General features: G+C 48.2%; 14 protein-coding genes and 1 tRNA gene. 1 reads left to right on the top strand and 14 read right to left on the bottom strand.

Annotated features, from left to right (window positions below; genetic code table 11):
- Nucleotides 1-283: 283 nt before the first annotated feature.
- The 14 genes from smpB to RQP50_RS17285 all read right to left on the bottom strand — a co-directional run bounded on the left by smpB (nucleotide 284) and on the right by RQP50_RS17285 (nucleotide 16,454).
- Nucleotides 284-757, bottom strand: a complete 474-nt coding sequence (smpB, locus tag RQP50_RS17350) for an SsrA-binding protein SmpB (protein WP_021252812.1) — start codon at nucleotides 755-757, stop codon at nucleotides 284-286.
- A gap of 229 nt (nucleotides 758-986) precedes the next feature.
- On the bottom strand, nucleotides 987-1,823 hold the full coding sequence (locus RQP50_RS17345; RefSeq protein ID WP_315746187.1) for an MgtC/SapB family protein: 837 nt from the start codon (nucleotides 1,821-1,823) through the stop codon (nucleotides 987-989).
- A 207-nt stretch (nucleotides 1,824-2,030) separates the two neighbouring features.
- Entirely contained in the window at nucleotides 2,031-5,243 is a 3,213-nt protein-coding gene (rnr, locus tag RQP50_RS17340; protein WP_315746186.1) for a ribonuclease R, read from the bottom strand.
- A 203-nt stretch (nucleotides 5,244-5,446) separates the two neighbouring features.
- Nucleotides 5,447-5,683, bottom strand: coding sequence for a preprotein translocase subunit SecG (gene secG, locus RQP50_RS17335; protein WP_021252815.1), 237 nt, complete (start codon nucleotides 5,681-5,683; stop codon nucleotides 5,447-5,449).
- 174 nt (nucleotides 5,684-5,857) lie between these two features.
- Nucleotides 5,858-6,679 carry a pyridoxine/pyridoxal/pyridoxamine kinase gene (pdxK, locus tag RQP50_RS17330; protein ID WP_268626234.1) on the bottom strand — a complete coding sequence of 274 codons (822 nt, stop codon included), beginning with the start codon at nucleotides 6,677-6,679 and terminating at the stop codon, nucleotides 5,858-5,860.
- 85 nt (nucleotides 6,680-6,764) lie between these two features.
- Nucleotides 6,765-7,706, bottom strand: coding sequence for a DUF4097 family beta strand repeat-containing protein (locus tag RQP50_RS17325; protein WP_315746185.1), 942 nt, complete (start codon nucleotides 7,704-7,706; stop codon nucleotides 6,765-6,767).
- The gene (locus RQP50_RS17320; protein ID WP_268626265.1) at nucleotides 7,703-8,446 is read right to left on the bottom strand and encodes a DUF1700 domain-containing protein; all 744 of its coding nucleotides are present in this window, start codon (nucleotides 8,444-8,446) and stop codon (nucleotides 7,703-7,705) included. The genes RQP50_RS17325 and RQP50_RS17320 overlap by 4 nt, the downstream gene beginning before the upstream one ends.
- 12 nt (nucleotides 8,447-8,458) lie before the next feature.
- Nucleotides 8,459-8,800: a PadR family transcriptional regulator gene (locus tag RQP50_RS17315; RefSeq protein WP_094183167.1), complete on the bottom strand. Its 342-nt coding sequence runs from the start codon at nucleotides 8,798-8,800 to the stop codon at nucleotides 8,459-8,461.
- 390 nt (nucleotides 8,801-9,190) lie between these two features.
- On the bottom strand, nucleotides 9,191-10,477 hold the full coding sequence (eno, locus tag RQP50_RS17310; protein WP_072730291.1) for a phosphopyruvate hydratase: 1,287 nt from the start codon (nucleotides 10,475-10,477) through the stop codon (nucleotides 9,191-9,193).
- 67 nt (nucleotides 10,478-10,544) lie between these two features.
- On the bottom strand, nucleotides 10,545-12,083 hold the full coding sequence (gpmI, locus tag RQP50_RS17305; protein ID WP_021252821.1) for a 2,3-bisphosphoglycerate-independent phosphoglycerate mutase: 1,539 nt from the start codon (nucleotides 12,081-12,083) through the stop codon (nucleotides 10,545-10,547).
- A gap of 1 nt (nucleotide 12,084) precedes the next feature.
- Nucleotides 12,085-12,837, bottom strand: coding sequence for a triose-phosphate isomerase (gene tpiA / locus RQP50_RS17300; protein WP_021252822.1), 753 nt, complete (start codon nucleotides 12,835-12,837; stop codon nucleotides 12,085-12,087).
- A gap of 60 nt (nucleotides 12,838-12,897) precedes the next feature.
- Nucleotides 12,898-14,079, bottom strand: a complete 1,182-nt coding sequence (locus RQP50_RS17295; RefSeq protein WP_021252823.1) for a phosphoglycerate kinase — start codon at nucleotides 14,077-14,079, stop codon at nucleotides 12,898-12,900.
- 279 nt (nucleotides 14,080-14,358) lie between these two features.
- Nucleotides 14,359-15,363, bottom strand: coding sequence for a type I glyceraldehyde-3-phosphate dehydrogenase (gap, locus tag RQP50_RS17290; RefSeq protein WP_072730293.1), 1,005 nt, complete (start codon nucleotides 15,361-15,363; stop codon nucleotides 14,359-14,361).
- Nucleotides 15,364-15,404: 41 nt separating this feature from the next.
- Nucleotides 15,405-16,454 (bottom strand): sugar-binding transcriptional regulator, encoded by a 1,050-nt coding sequence (locus RQP50_RS17285; protein ID WP_315746183.1) that lies wholly within the window; start codon nucleotides 16,452-16,454, stop codon nucleotides 15,405-15,407.
- A 563-nt stretch (nucleotides 16,455-17,017) separates the two neighbouring features.
- Here RQP50_RS17285 and RQP50_RS17280 point away from each other — a divergent pair.
- Nucleotides 17,018-17,092: transfer RNA gene (locus RQP50_RS17280), tRNA-Arg, on the top strand.
- The last annotated feature ends 20 nt before the right edge of the window (nucleotides 17,093-17,112 follow it).

Below are 17,112 nucleotides of genomic sequence, written 5' to 3'. Positions count from 1 at the left end.
CTCGCCCATCAGGGGAATAGAGTCTTGAATTAAAGAGAATCTAGTTAAGACACAGATAGTGTATCCTTCCACACTATTCAGTTGTCAATGATGTTCGTATCCGGTCAGCAGCGATACCATGCAGCTCTGTTCGTTACCGACACGTTTATTATAACACACTCAAACGAAAGTTGTTAGTCAACTTGTTACCAACGCTACATGCCATTTCCTTGGTACAAATGATCCAAAAGGAACACTGCTAACAACAGTAGCAAAAAATCGCATTATGTCTCACAAGCCAACCTTAATACTTCTGCTTCTCACGCAGCGCGCGCTGAATTTGACGATCCGCATCCCGCTTCGCAGCCGTTTCACGCTTATCGTAGTTCTTCTTGCCTCGACCGAGTCCAATCAACAGCTTCGCATATCCGTTACGAACGTATACCTTCAACGGAACGAGCGTATATCCTTCCTGCTTCGTCTGCCCGATCAGCTTGTTAATCTGCTCTTTGTGCAGCAGCAGCTTGCGAGCACGCGTCGGATCAGTAGGATTGTGTCGATTACCTTGCTCGAATGGGCTAATATGCATATTGTGAATAAACGCTTCACCACCACGAATCGTAGCAAAGGAGTCATTAATGTTCGCTTTGCTCATGCGCAGCGATTTAATTTCTGTCCCTGTCAGCACCATGCCCGCTTCATAAGTGTCCTCAATAAAATAATCATGGGACGCCTTCTTATTTTGGGCTAAAACTTTATTATCATTCTTCTTACCCATGATTGCCCTCCAACGTTACGACAATGACATCATCGCCAAGTGAACGAAGTAATTGCCCTGAACCACGTCACTATAGCTTATTGCTTAGAAGTATATTGTACCAAAAAGGACACCCCCGACTCAAGCAAGAAACAATATTGGCTCAACATGTATTCAGACAAGAATGGGCACAGACAATGATTGTCCTAAGGTATTCTTCGATCCATCTCTATATCGTAAAGGAATCCAATTACGATAACATATGAACATCCGAGACTCCCTGTAATCGAAGTATCGCCTCGCAGCATACGGCTACCGATTTTACATCCTCAGACAGCACCTTCAGTTCAATTTGCAAAAGTCTTGCACTTGCCAAAGTACGCTCTTTATCATCCATGTCTTCGGGGTGGCCGTCCTCCCTGCCGACTTCCATATCACTTTCAGACAAGTAATCGCTTCTATCCTTCAGTTCTATCCCCTGTCCCGCTCCAAGCCACTTCATCCACGACTTCCCTGCATTGCGTTCCGGCCGCATGCGAATGCTTCGTACCGTAAGCCCCTGCTCCTCTGCAACCTTTGTCAATTCTGACAGCCATCCTTCACGTTCCTCCACAACGACTTCCAGCTCGTGAATTCGATGTGCAACCCGATTTTTAATATCAACCTTATTCAGCAGCCACAAAGCGACGAGAGATAAGGCACAACCGAATAAGGCCGCAGAAATAAAGCCAGAGCCGCAAGCAAGTCCAATCGCCGCCGAAACCCACAAGGAAGCAGCTGTCGTTAGCCCCTTCACACTAGTTCCATTGCGTATTATCGTCCCTGCTCCAAGGAAGCCAACGCCGCTGACGACCTGAGCCGCAATACGCGCCACATCCACAGCGGCTTTATTATTACCGCTTAAATCTGGGAATCCGTATACCGATATGAGCATGACAAGCGCCGATCCGAGGCTCACCAACATGTGCGTCCTTAGCCCTGCAGCCTGACTTCGCTTCTCCCGTTCCAATCCAATACAGCCACCTAGCACTAATGCAAGCACCATACGCAGCATAACATGATACATCGATATATCTGAAGGGCTCATCTTACTCACCTCTCTAACGAAGTAAAAAGTAGCGTCTCCTAAGATATGTACATTGTATCATATGTATTCCGTTTGATTGTCCGTATGCCCACCTAAGCGTTGAAATCGAAACCCCAACTTCCATCTCACAGAAAATAATAAACGGCCCCAGTCCCGCTCTTAAGCGGAACCAAAGCCGTTATTTCTACTTGTTAGAAAACGGAAAACTTATCGCTTCTTACGAACAAACTTTGCAGTCTTGCTGTTTGCTTTCCCCTTCTGCTTTGCTGCTTTGTGGGCAGATTCGCCTTGATTACGAGCCTTTGCCGCATCTTCACCAATGAAGATCCCGCTTTCGGACGTCGTTCTCCGCCCCTTCTTGCCGCCAGATGTACCGCTACCTCGATAGGAGCCTCCATCACGCCCTGGTTTTCTACCGCCCTGATCATTGCCACCTGATCGACCATAACCTCCTCGGCCAGAGCCAAAGTCGAAGGAGCGTGGACGATCAGCTTCTTGTTCCGCATCTGCAATGAGACGATCTACCCAATTGGAGTCATCATACTCCTTCTTCGCTGGGGCTGGACGCTCCGCATTCCCTTGTCCCGCTCCAAAGTTAATGCCTCCCTTGCCTCGCGGCTGAGAAGAAGCGGATGACTTGTCGTATGGGTTGTATCCACGTCCCTGCTCTTCGCGGCGCCCTTTGCGTCCACGGCGGCCCCTCTGCTGCTCACGGAATTCACCTTGGTTATACCAATCGCCAGCGAATGCGTCGGCCTCATGCTCCACAGCATCACCATTGTTGTGACGCTCATAACGAGCATCCCGCTCCAATCGCTCCTCATGCTGGTGCTGATCTCGTCCGTAACCCCCACGCAACTGCTGGTTCGAAGAAGCACCATACTGCTCATAAGCTTGCTGTTCTGCAGGATCAATGCCAGTGACACGTCTATCAGCACGACCAGCTCCAGGCATGCCTTGACCAGCGTGCCGATCTACACGACCGTCTCCACGTGCACCTTGACCAGCAGGCTGATCTGCACGACGACCACGATCGAAACGTTCTGTCGGACGACTATCTCGACCGCCCAATCGATCCGAACGACCGCCTCTTGCTCCTCTATCCGCATCGCGGCCATTTCGCGGTTGTCCACCACGGTCGCGTTCTCCTGGACGGCCGCCTTTTCCATCCTTACGGCTCTTATAGTCGCTACGTCCAGTTCCACCGCGTCCTTCGGCACCAAATCCACCGCGACCACGTTTTTTCCGGATGTCGAAGCCGAAGTCACGTCCGTTATGGCGGGACTTGCTCTCAATCAGCTCAAAATCAATCGTATGCTCATCCATATTGACACGAGCTACCCGAATACGAACTTCATCCCCAATACGGAATACATTTGCCGTCCGTTCCCCGATCAGCACCATATGCTGCTCATGGAAGTGGTAATAATCATCATTCAATTCGCTTAGTCGGATAAGCCCTTCAACCGTATTATCCAGCTCAACAAACATCCCGAAGCTTGTCACACTGCTAATAATGCCGTCAAATTCCTCGCCGACCTTATCGAGCATGAATTCTGCCTTCTTCAGCGCTGTTGTGTCGCGTTCTGCATCAACGGCTACCCGCTCACGCTCTGAGGACTGCTGCGCAATATCCGGCATGCGCGCATGTAGCTGCTCCAAGCGCTTCTCAGGCAACGCTCCTCCATTATCCATCACTTCCCGCATGACTCGGTGAATCACCAAGTCTGGGTAACGGCGGATAGGTGATGTGAAGTGCGAATAGAATTCAGCAGCTAGTCCGAAGTGGCCTGTCATCTCCGCATCATACTTCGCCTGCTTCATTGAGCGAAGCATCATCGTGCTGATCACAGTCTGCTCACGCGTTCCCTCAATTTCCTCAAGCAGCATCTGCAAGGAACGAGGATGTACCGAATTGCCCTTGCCTCGAACAACATATCCGAAGTTCGCTGCGAAGGACATGAAGTTGAACAGCTTCTCACTATTCGGCTCTTCATGAATCCGGTATAGGAACGGAACTCTGAGCCAGTGGAAATGCTCCGCAACCGTCTCGTTAGCTGCCAGCATGAACTCTTCAATAATCTGCTCCGCAATCGTACGTTCCCGCTTAATGATATCAGTCGGTACACCCTTCTCATCAACCAATACCTTCGATTCCACAAAATCGAAATCAATTGCGCCACGGTTCATCCGCTTCTGGCGGAGCTTCAGCGCCAATTCCTTCATCAGCTTGAAGCTGTCAACCAAATAAGCGTAGCGTGCTGATACCTCAGGATCCTCATCCTCAACGATTTTCCGTACATTGGTGTACGTCATGCGCTCAACGGTACGAATTACACTCGGGAATACATCATGCTTCACGAGCTTCGCCTTCTCGTCGAACTCCATCTCGCAGGACAATGTCAAACGATCCACACGTGGATGGAGAGAGCATATTCCGTTGGACAATCGATGCGGCAGCATCGGAATAACTCGATCCACCAGATACACACTGCAACCGCGAGCATATGCCTCGCGATCCAGCGCAGAACCTTCCTTCACATAATATCCGACGTCTGCAATATGGACGCCAAGCTTGTAATGTCCATTCGGAAGCTGCTCTACATATACCGCATCATCCAAGTCCTTCGCATCTTCTCCATCGATCGTGACGATATTCATGCCCCGTAAATCACGGCGTCGCTGACTGATGATTTCTTCCTCGGTTATGGAATCCGGCACAGCTTCTGCTTCTGCCATCACTTCATCAGGGAACGCCTCCGGAAGCTGATGCTTACGGATGACGGACAAAATATCAACGCCAGGATCATCCTTATGACCGAGAATTTCGGCCACCATACCTTGCGCTGCTGCTCTTCCTTCCGGATAGCTTACAATATGGACAACGACCTTCTGCCCGGTAACCGCGCCATGCATATCTTCCTTCGGAATGAAGATGTCGCGATTGATCCGCTTGTCATCTGGAATGACAAATCCATACGATTCGTAATTTTGAAAAAGGCCGACAACACGCTCCACTGCACGCTTCACAATGCGCACAACTTCGCCTTCCAATCGAGCGCCGTCAAAGCCTTTATTCGTCACGCGTACAAGCACGGTATCCCCATGCATCGCAGTCTTCAAATCATTCGCGTGAATGTATACATCGGGGTGCCCCGTTTCTTCCGGAATCAAGAATGCGAAGCCTTTGGCATGCGCCTGCAGACGTCCGCGCAGCAAGTTCATACGCTCCGGCACACCGTAGCGGTCTGTGCGAGTGCGCAGCACCTTACCCTCTTCTTCCATTTGATTCAACATTTTCAGAAATGCCTTGAATTCTGAAGCGCCTTCAATATCGAAATGCTGCTCCAGTTCTTGATAGGTCATCGGCTTATAAGCGGTTTCACGCATAAAGTCCAACAACTGTTGTTCTGTTACCATTCCTTCACCTCACCTTGCCATGACCTGCATGATACAGTATAACAATATATAACCTAGTATACACGAAATAAAATCGTTACATCCCGGCGCTTTTCCTACATTTTTTCCGTTCGATCCACATCGTAGCAAGTTTCTTGTCTCCGCCGGAAAAATGGGTACAAAAAAAGCGAGGAGCATGTCCTCGCTTTGCTTACGAATGGGAATTAACCTTTAAGGAAATAAGCTACGATCAGTGACAAGATAAAGAATCCTCCTGCCAATACAACCGTTGCACGTTGCAGGAACAAGTCCAGACCGCGTGCCTTCTGCTTTCCGAATAGATGTTCCGCACCGCCGGAGATGGCACCTGACAAGCCGGCACTTTTCCCTTTCTGCAGAAGCACAATGCTAATCAAACCGATAGAAAAAATGACAAGCAAAATTTTCAAGAAAATTTCCACAGTTACACCTCCTAATGCGTGATACACGTTCGAAAAGCCAAAAACAGTACTTTTATTGTATCACACGAATAAGAAGCAGGCAAGGCTTATCCTCTCCCCCTTCCTATCTCTTCCGAAAAGCTTACCCCAGGTTACAAGGCATTTGGTGCATCCCTACACGAATATATCCCTTACTTATTCTTCGCCATGCTGCAGCAAGCGCAGTGCATTATGGCGCACAGGTCCAACATACTGATTAAGTGGGAAAGAATGACGGATCGCTTCCGTAATGAAGCTCTTCGCCTTATGGACACTCTCACGTACATCATTCCCCTTCGCCAGTTCTGCTGCTACTGCTGCTGAATACGTACAGCCAGCGCCATGCGTATAGGTTGTATCGATCAGATCAGCATCCAATATTTCGAAGGATTTGCCGTCATACAATACATCGACTGAAGTAGGCAATCCAATCTTGGAGCCGCCCTTCACCAATACGTACTTCGCTCCCTGCTCTTGAATGAGGGCAGCGGCTTCCTTCATTTCTTCGAGCGTACGAATTGGCGCTATTCCTGCCAGCTGTGAAGCCTCGAACAAGTTCGGTGTAACCACGACAGCCTTCGGTACGAGTATGTCTCGCAAAGCCTCGTTCGTCTCTGGATGAAGCGCCTCGTCAGCACCCTTGCACACCATAACCGGGTCAACAACGACGTTCGGAATGTTATGCTTATCAATGGTGCGTGCTGCCAGCTCAATAATATCGATAGAACCCAGCATACCGGTCTTCATGCCTGAAATACCGACACTCATGATTGTCTTCAATTGCTCTTCTATCGTAGAGAGCGCGATTGGGAACACCCGGTGCGCCCATCCTTCTTCCGGATCCATCGTTACAATGGTCGTCAATGCGGTCATGCCGTACACACCGCGTTCTTGGAATGTTTTTAGGTCAGCTTGAATGCCAGCTCCACCGCTCGTATCCGAACCAGCTAATGTCAGCACTTTATGAATCGGTTTCATGTATCCTTACCCCTTTACCTGATATCAACAATTTAAGATAAGTACATTATAACCGATTCACATGAATCTTCCGAGACAGCCAATACTATTTTTCGACAATCTTTATACTGCCCGCTTCTGTCCGCGCCTTAATAACCATATCGCTTCCATGTTTCTCATTCGGTGCGGAGACGCTTCCTAACTCTGTTTTCAAATCAAACTTCCCGTTGTATTCAGGAACAATACGAATATTTACGCTTCCAAGCTGGCTCGCCGCATCAATCGGATGTGCCGCAGCTTGAACAATCGAGACGGAGCCTGCATCGGCTGAAGCCTGAACATTCTTCTTCGTCTGATTCAAGTCAACACTTCCCAGTGAAGAGCTTGCTTCGATCTCTGCATCGACATTATCTGCTACCACTTGACCTGAGTCCGATCTGAGGCTAACGAAATCCCCTGTTACGTTCTTTACCTTTACCCTTCCCAAATTACTTGAAGCTTCAAGCCGCTTAATATGTCCACCTGTCAATTCAAACGTCCCAGCAGACACCATCGATGACAAATTGTCGAGCACAAAATCTTCCGATGTATGGATGATAATTTCATGGTAACGGCGCTGCGTAATGCCGAAGTTGATATTCAACCATCCTGCTTTGGTATTGGTATTGTCTTCAAAATTCAGCTCTAGTGTTCCATTCTCCGCCTGTACATCACGGATTTGATTAATAACCGCTTCTGGCGCCTGCCCCTTCAACTCAATCATATTCTTGTTATCATTGATCCAGCTCACCTTAACATCCCCATAATCCGCTTTGATATCTATACTCTCAAGTTCCCTTACATCAATGCGAGATTCGTAATCAGATGTCTTATCTGCCCCTTTTTCCTGACCAGATGCATTCTGTGTTCCTTCCGCAGAGATGCGGTACTCATAAGATGGCAGTTGTGACTTAAATAACTGACTTGGTCCGTAATACATCAAGCCCGCAGCACCTGCCACGATACATACAATTCCGACCATGTTCATAGTTGCACGATTCCAATTCATCTAACCTCACTCCTTCCTTCATAGGCGACCCAATGGAAATAGATTCGGTTCCATTTCATATATGCACGTCCTACAGCAACTATCGCTTGTATTAAAAATATTCCGATGCCGAACGCAATCGCTACGATCGACAACTCTGCACGATAAAACTCTCCGCCAAACCCAATTTTGAATGCGAACAAAAGAGGAGTTGCCAATAACGCTATTGCCGCTACACCAAGCCCAAACCACGTTGCCCATAGCCCGAACATAACCGGGACAACCATAATGCTAATAAAAATCGTACCTGCGTAGGCGATAGCTGAACGGGGACGTCGTCCTTCGGACTGCTGATATGGTGGGTAAGCAGTATTCGGTATTCCGACGTACTCTTGAGAATATCGATTTGGTTCCCCATAGTGTCGATTCAAATCTAACGGCTGCTCAGCATTCTTCAGGAAGCTAGGATCCTCGAAGAGTGGAGGCACTTGTGACGCTTGACCTTGATGACTAGGAATAAACGACCCCGGCTCTGTCACCGGCTCCCGTTCAACCTCTTTATCCCCTCGCTCACCTAACAGCAACTCGGCCGCAAGCTCTTCCGGATCGCCAAGCTCTCTAGCAATCTCTTCTTCCGTTCGTCCCTGCTGCTTGCTGAATTCAAAGTGTGCATCATACTCTGCTAATATTTCATTGCGCTCCGCCTCAGGAAGCGACAGTAGGCCCATTTTCAATTGCAGCATAAATAACTGCTTATGCATGTTGTTCACCTCTCACTTCTCCTTGGATTCTTCTTCTTCCGCCTCGGTAAGAAGATTGGCTACTCCCGACACAAATTTATCCCATTCGGTCACGAGCTCATTCATATAATCCTTGCCTACTGAAGTAAGCTTATAATATTTCCGTGGCGGTCCCTCGGTAGATTCTTGCAAATAGGTTGTACAGTGACCATCCGCAACCATCCGCCGCAGAACTGGATATAGAGCACCTTCGGCAACCTCCACATGCTTGGATATCTGCTGGGCCAGCTCGAAGCCGTAACGATCTCTCTGGTTAATGAGAACCATGACACACAGTCCGAGCACCCCTTTTTTAAATTGAACGATTTCCTTCAATCGAGTCACCCCCACTCCATAATGTGATGAATTATAATTTATGATTCAGTATTGTATATTGATTAGTAGTACACGATGATTATATCCCCTGGAATAGTGTTCCACAATAGGTTATTTCCAAAACTAGCCTCAGGTCTAGGTAAGACCCAACTAGAGTCGGAATGAAGCAGTGAAGCATAATTTCACAAGGATCAGAACTAGGGAAGAACAAAGAGAAATAAGGGAGGACAAGAAGGGCAAGTACGAAAGGCAAGCAAGAGTAAAAGGTAGATTAGAGGAAGAGCACAATATGCCTACCTCACATATGGATATGGGGTCATAAAAAAGAAGCCAGACCCCTTCAAGGGAGTCTGGCTATCGAATCAGCAAGCCGCTTGTGCGGCAAGCTAATTATTTTTTCAAGTTGTAGAAGGATTTCAAGCCGTCGTAACGAGCTGTGCTTCCCAAGTTGTCTTCGATGCGAAGCAATTGGTTGTACTTCGCAACGCGGTCTGTACGGGAAGGAGCACCTGTCTTGATTTGGCCAGCGTTTGTTGCAACCGCGATGTCAGCGATTGTGCTGTCTTCGGACTCACCGGAACGGTGGGAGATAACAGCTGTGTAGCCAGCACGTTTAGCCATTTCGATCGCTTCGAATGTTTCTGTAAGCGTACCGATTTGGTTAACTTTAACCAAGATGGAGTTACCGATTCCTTTTTCGATACCTTGAGCAAGACGCTCAGTGTTTGTAACGAACAAGTCGTCACCAACGAGTTGTACTTTGCCGCCCAATTTTTCAGTGAGCAACTTCCAGCCATCCCAATCGTCTTCGGACATACCGTCTTCGATTGTGATGATTGGGTACTTATCAACCCAAGAAGCAAGAAGGTCAACATACTCAGCAGATGTGTAGGACTTGCCTTCGCCTGCCAATGTGTATTTACCGTCTTTGTAGAACTCAGTGGACGCAACGTCCATACCCAAGAATACTTCTTCGCCTGGCTTGTAGCCAGCTTTTTCGATTGCTTCGATGATAACTTGAAGCGCTTCTTCGTTGGAACCAAGGTTAGGAGCGAATCCGCCTTCGTCACCTACAGCTGTGTTCAAGCCTTTGCTCTTCAATACGGACTTCAGGTTGTGGAAGATTTCAGCTCCCATACGAAGTGCTTCTTTGAAGCTAGGTGCGCCTACTGGCAATACCATGAACTCTTGAACGTCGATGTTGTTGTCAGCATGCTCACCACCGTTGATGATGTTCATCATTGGTACTGGCAATTGCTTCGCGTTGAATCCGCCAAGGTACGTGTACAAAGGCATATCCAATGCATGTGCAGCAGCGCGAGCTACTGCCATGGATACAGCCAAGATTGCGTTAGCACCCAATTTGCCTTTGTTAGGCGTGCCATCAAGCTCGATCATCGCTTTATCGATTGCAACTTGATCAAGAGCATCGTAACCGATGATTTCTGGAGCGATAATTTCATTTACGTTTTTAACAGCGTTCTCTACGCCTTTACCAACGTAACGGCCTTTGTCGCCATCGCGAAGCTCAACTGCTTCGTGAGCACCAGTGGATGCACCGGAAGGTACGATTGCACGGCCGAAGCCGCCGGATTCCAATTTTACTTCTACTTCTACCGTAGGGTTACCACGGGAGTCAAGCACTTCACGTGCGTATACGTCCATAATCATTGTCATGGTGTGTACAACTCCTTTTTTGATTGTTTATATATAAATTACTATATATCTAAGTAAGTTGTAAAACTTACTTCTTAATCATGCTTTGTCCAGTCATCTCTGCTGGCTGAGGAACGTTCATCAAGTCAAGAATCGTCGGAGCGATGTCTGCCAAGATGCCGCCTTCGCGCAATTCCACGTCATTCGAAGTAACGATGAATGGAACTGGGTTCGTCGTATGTGCAGTGAATGGACGGCCTTGCTCGTCGAATACCATATCCGCGTTGCCGTGATCCGCCGTAATGAGGCAGACGCCGCCTTTCGCCAATACCGCTTCAACTACCTTGCCCATGCACTCATCCGTAGCTTCTACGGCCTTGATTGTTGGTTCCAGCATACCGGAGTGACCAACCATATCAGGATTCGCGAAGTTCAGGATAATCGTATCGAACTGGTCAGAGTTGATTTCGTTCACTGCTGCTTCTGCAACTTCGTAAGCACTCATTTCAGGCTGCAGGTCGTAAGTTGCTACCTTAGGCGAGTTGATAAGCACACGCTTCTCACCAGGAAGCTCAACGTCACGGCCGCCGCTGAAGAAGAACGTTACGTGCGGATACTTCTCAGTTTCCGCAATGCGAAGCTGCTTCTTGCCATGCTGCACGAGCACTTCACCAAGCGTGTTGTCCAACTCTTTTGGAGAGTAAGCAACATATCCGCCAACTGTTTCTGCGAACAGCGTAAGCGCAACGAAATGCAAGTTCTTAGGGAACTTGTCGCCACGATCGAAGCCGCGGAAATCATCGTTGGTGAACACTTGGCCAAGCTGGATCGCACGGTCTGGGCGGAAGTTCATGAATACGACGGAATCGCCTTCTTGAACCAAGCCAACCGGCTGATCGTTCTCATCCACAATTACCGTAGGCATAACGAACTCGTCATATACGGATTGGGAATAAGATTCTTCAACTGCAGCAATTGGATCGCGGTATTTCGGGCCTTCGCCGTATACCATTGCGCGGTACGATTTCTCAACACGTTCCCAGCGCTTGTCGCGATCCATCGCATAGTAGCGGCCTTGAACCGTAGCGATACGGCCTATGCCAACTTCAGCGATTTTGGCTTGCAGCTTTTCGATATATCCGCGGGAGCTATCAGGCGCAACGTCACGGCCATCCAAGAATGCGTGAATGTATACGTCCTTTAAGCCTTCACGCTCACAGAGATCGAGCATCGCAAGCGCGTGGTCGATATGGCTGTGTACGCCACCATCAGACAACAATCCGTAAATGTGAAGCGCCTTATTGTTCTCCTTCGCAGTCTTCACTGCTGCAAGCAGTGTTTCGTTCGAGAAGAAGTCGCCTTCACGGATCGATTTCGTAATACGAGTCAGGTCTTGATATACGATGCGGCCTGCACCGATGTTCAAGTGACCTACCTCGGAGTTCCCCATTTGACCTTCTGGCAAGCCTACCGCTTCGCCGCAAGCTGTCAGTGTCGTATGAGGGAATTGGCTCATGTAACGGTCGTAGTTTGGCTTGTTCGCTTGCGCGACTGCGTTGCCAACTAGTGTATCGCGAAGTCCGAAGCCGTCCATGATGATAAGTGCTACCGGTCTAGGTGCGGACATCTTACTTCGCCCCTTCCACCAAGGAGATGAAGGAAGCTGGTTGCAAGCTTGCGCCACCTACCAATGCGCCGTCAATATCACTTTCTGCCATGTATTCACGTACATTTTCCGGTTTTACGCTTCCGCCGTATTGAATGCGAACAGCAGCAGCAACTTCATCATTGTACAAGCCCTTCACAACGCTGCGGATGTAGCTGATAACTTCATTCGCGTCTTTTGCTGTGGAGGATTTGCCTGTACCGATCGCCCAGATTGGCTCATAAGCGATGACAGCTTCTTTTGCTTGTTCAGCAGACAATCCTTGGAATGCTGCTTCTGTTTGCACTTTGCACACGTCGTTCGTTTTGCCAGATTCACGCTCTTCAAGCGACTCACCCACGCATACGATTGGCGTCAAGCCATGACGGAATGCTGCATGCATTTTTTTGTTTACTGTTTCATCAGTTTCTGCGAAGTATGCACGACGCTCGGAATGACCGATAATGACGTAGTGTACGCCAAGGTCTTTCAACATAGCGCCGGAAATTTCGCCTGTGAATGCACCGGAATCTTCAAAGTGAAGGTTTTGTGCACCAATCTTGATGCTTGTGCCTTTCACTGCTTCAACCAATGCTGGCAAGTTTGTAAATGGTGCGCAGAGTACGCTCTCTACGCCTTCCACTTCTGCTTTGCCTTTCACTTCGGATACGAAAGCGACAGCTTCCGATACCGTTTTGAACATTTTCCAGTTCCCTGCGATAATCGGTTGTCTCACACGATTCACTCCTTTACGCATAAGGGAGCGGCCGAAGCCGCCATCCCCTTACTTGCTCTCTTACTTATCGTTCAATGCAACCACGCCTGGCAATGCTTTGCCTTCCATGAATTCAAGGGAAGCGCCGCCGCCTGTGGAGATGTGGTCCATTTTATCTTTCAGCTTGAACTTCTCAACCGCTGCTGCAGAGTCGCCGCCGCCGATGATTGTGTAACCAGCAGTTTCCGCACATGCTTCTGCTACTGCACGCGTACCATGAGAGAACGGCTCGATTTCGAATACGCCCATAGGCCCGTTCCATACAACAAGCTTGGAATTCTTGATAACGTCAGCATAGATTTCACGAGTTTTTGGACCGATGTCAATGCCTTCCCATTCAGCAGGAATGCTGTCGATCGCTACCACTTGTGTGTTTGCATCTGCACTGAAGTCATCTGTAACTACGATATCTACTGGCAAGTAGAGGTTTTTGCCAAGTTCTTTGGCTTTCTCGATGAAGCCTAAAGCAACATCAAGCTTCTCGTTGTCGACAAGCGACTTCCCGATTTCGTTGCCTTGTGCTTTGAAGAATGTGTATGTCAGGCCGCCACCGATCACGATATTGTCGGCGATTTCCAACATTTTGTTGATAACGTCGATTTTATCTTTAACCTTGGAACCACCTACGATTGCTGTAAATGGACGCTCAGGGTTTGTCAGCGCTTTGCTAAGTACATTCAATTCTTTCTCCATCAACAGACCGGACACGGCTGGCAAGTGATGTGCGATGCCTTCAGTGGATGCATGTGCACGGTGAGCCGCACCGAACGCGTCGTTCACAAACAAGTCCGCAAGTTCTGCGAAGGCTTTAGCCAATTCTGGATCGTTCTTCTCTTCGCCTTTGTGGAAACGAACGTTTTCAAGCACGACAACGTCGCCGTTTTCCATTTTTGCAATTTCAGCTTTTACGTTTTCACCAATTGACTCGTCAAGCTTCTTAACGGGCTTACCAAGCAGTTCGCCAAGACGTACTGCTGCAGGTGTCAGACGCATGGAATCCACAACTTCGCCCTTCGGACGACCCATGTGGCTTGCCAAAATAACTTTCGCACCTTGTTCCACCAAGTAGTTAATTGTCGGGAGCGTTTCGCGTACACGTGTATCATCCGTAATCACACCATTTTCCAATGGAACGTTGAAATCCACACGTACAAATACGCGCTTACCCTTAACTTCTACATCACGCACACTTTTCTTGTTCATCCCCGTGTTCCTCCTATCGTCGATTACACCGGCACACGCTTCTCTCTGGTGTGTTGTTCGGTATGTTCTGTGTTCTTGTTCTGTATGGGTTCCATCTAAATCTTTCTCTCTATATATCGTATATCGTTCGTTAGTATGTTCTGGTTTCTCTCTGTACTCTCTATCTCTGTATATCTAAAAATCTGTGTCCGCACTGGTTCTCGATATGCTCTAGGCACTATAAGGATCAAAAGAGGAGGCCTGAACGGTCACTCCTCTTTGATTGTAAGTGCTATGCGATTACAGACCTTTTTTTGCGATGAAAGCTGCCAAGTCTACAACGCGGTTGGAGTAGCCCCACTCGTTGTCGTACCAGGATACAACTTTAACCAAGTTTCCGCCGATTACCATCGTTGTCAAAGCATCGATAGTGGAGGAAGCTGGGTCGCCGTTGAAGTCGCTGGATACCAATGGCTCTTCAGTGTAGTTCAAGATGCCTTTCAATGGGCCTTCAGCTGCTTCTTTCAAAGCTGCGTTTACTTCTTCAACAGTAACGTCTTTCTTAAGTTCTACTACCAAGTCTGTAACAGACACGTTAGGAGTAGGAACGCGCATGGACATACCGTTCAATTTGCCTTTCAATTCAGGCAATACAAGGGATACCGCTTTAGCAGCACCAGTTGTAGTAGGGATGATGTTTTGAGCTGCTGCACGAGCACGACGCAAGTCTTTGTGCGGCAAGTCAAGAACGTTTTGGTCGTTAGTGTAGGAGTGAATTGTGTTCATCATACCTTTTTCGATACCAAACTTGTCGTTCAATACTTTAGCGAATGGCGCCAAGCAGTTTGTTGTGCAAGAAGCGTTGGAGATGATTGTATGGCTTGCAGCATCATACTTATCTTCGTTAACGCCCATAACGATTGTGATATCTTCGTTAGTAGCAGGTGCGGAGATGATAACTTTCTTCGCGCCGCCTTTCAAGTGCATTTCAGCTTTGTCTTTCGCTGTGAAGATACCAGTGGACTCAACAACGATTTCAACGCCGTTAGCGCCCCAAGGCAAGTTCTCAGGGTTGCGCTCAGCGAATACTTTCACTTCGCGGCCGTTAACAACCAATGCGCCCTCTTTAGCTTCTACAGAAGCTTCGAATTTGCCGTGAGTTGTGTCATATTTCAACAGGTGAGCCAGAGTGTTTACATCTGTCAAATCGTTGATTGCAACGATTTCTACTTCTGAATTGTTCAATGCTGCGCGGAATACGTTACGTCCGATACGACCAAAGCCGTTAATACCAACTTTAACCATTGATGATTCCTCCCATTTCCTTCGCAATTTTTTTATATATCTCAAGACGGCCTGTAAGGCACATCGAGACCACAATGTTTCAATACTTCAACTGCTGCTGCTTCATCGATAACGAGAATGTCTTCGTGTCCTGCACGAAGCACTGCAGTAATCGATTCACCTTTGCTCTGACCTCCAGCAATGGCAATGACTACCTCCATACGAGAGATGTCCTCTAGGCGAAGGCCTAGTGTTAGCATCGTATGAACGACATGCCCGTCTCGGTCAAAATAATACCCGAACGCTTCTGCAAGCGCCCCTTCTTCGAGCAGCTGCTGGATCGTCTCTTCATCCGCACGGCGGCGCTTCGCCATAACGAGAGCTTCTCCAATGCCATGCACGACAATGCGTGCTTGGCGAATTACTCGCAAAATGTCTTGGATGTTCGGTTCCTGCTTAAGCGACTGATACGCTTCCTCACTCAGCAAATCCGGCACATGCAAGAGCCGATACTGAGCGCCTACGCGCTTCGCCATCGTGGAAGCGATTGTGTTCGCTTGGTATTCCAAGCTCTCCCCAAGTCCCCCACGTGCGGGTACGAACCAATTGGCTTTCAACGGTGATGAACTCGTCAATTGATCTGCCATTGCAGCCAATGTGGAGCCGCCTGTCACCGCCACGACATCTTCCTTGTCCATTACGCTGCTGAGCGCTCTACAAGCCGCTTGCCCGAGTTCTTGCTTCACGGCAGGCGATACATCCGAATTGCCGGGTACGACAATGACCTGCTTCAAACCGAATGCTTGGCGGATACTCTCCTCCAGCTGGCGCATCCCGAGCAATTCGCCCATCACGGATTCCAGCTTCCGGACAAGTTGCCGGCCTTCATCAGTGATTCGCATACCCGTGTTATCCGAATCAATCAGGCCTTGCGCCTTCAATAAATCGGTCTCTGCACGGAGCACACGCTCGGTCATCTGCAATGACGTTGCCAGCGTTCTTCTCCCAATGGAGTCGGACAACATGATTTGATGCAGGATGGTGTAACGCTTCTTCAACAGTTCAATGAGTTCAGGTAGAAGTCGCTTCTGTATTTCTAACCACTCACGCATTCTCTCCACTCCTGCTTCCCATAAGCAACCATTGGACTAAAAACGTCCCATCTCTACATTTTTTGTCCCACCACTATTCTACCGAATAACGCAGCAACTTGCAAGTATCCTGAACCCCTGATTTTGCGCCCAAAACCGCGAATTCTCTGCCTATAAACAACTTCTATAATAAGCAAGCAATATCGAAGTTATTCATTATCAGACAACATATCTAGAAGGGCATACGACTGCCTATGATGTAATTAACCCAAAATACGACAAGTTAATACATATTTCGCAAAAATTTTAGACATTCCTCAGTATAGACATTAATGACGGACATCATGCCCTGCTCGTACCTGTGTTTACAACAAAAGTTTTGAGCTTTCCTTCACATCCTGTTCGCTCTCCACATCCCCATGTAGTTTAGACATCGACATTGCTCACTTAGATCGGGCAACATACACCTTATTCGGCACCGTCCACTTATTATAGAAAGAATTATTTTAAAATAAATATTCAGTGGCGCTCACTTGACTTTGTTATACGCTTTCTTATATAATAAATTTTGCTCTTGTATGAATGCGCCCGTGGTCCAATGGATATGACGTAGGCCTCCGGAGCCTGAGATCAAGGTTCGATTCCTTGCGGGCGCGCCATTTACACTCCTGTCCTTATT

Origin of the sequence: Paenibacillus suaedae (assembly GCF_032337355.1) — a bacterium.
GTDB lineage: Bacteria > Bacillota > Bacilli > Paenibacillales > Paenibacillaceae > Paenibacillus_B > Paenibacillus_B suaedae.
The sequence above is the reverse complement of the archived record's forward strand: the minus strand, read 5'-3'. Positions and strand labels throughout refer to the sequence as shown.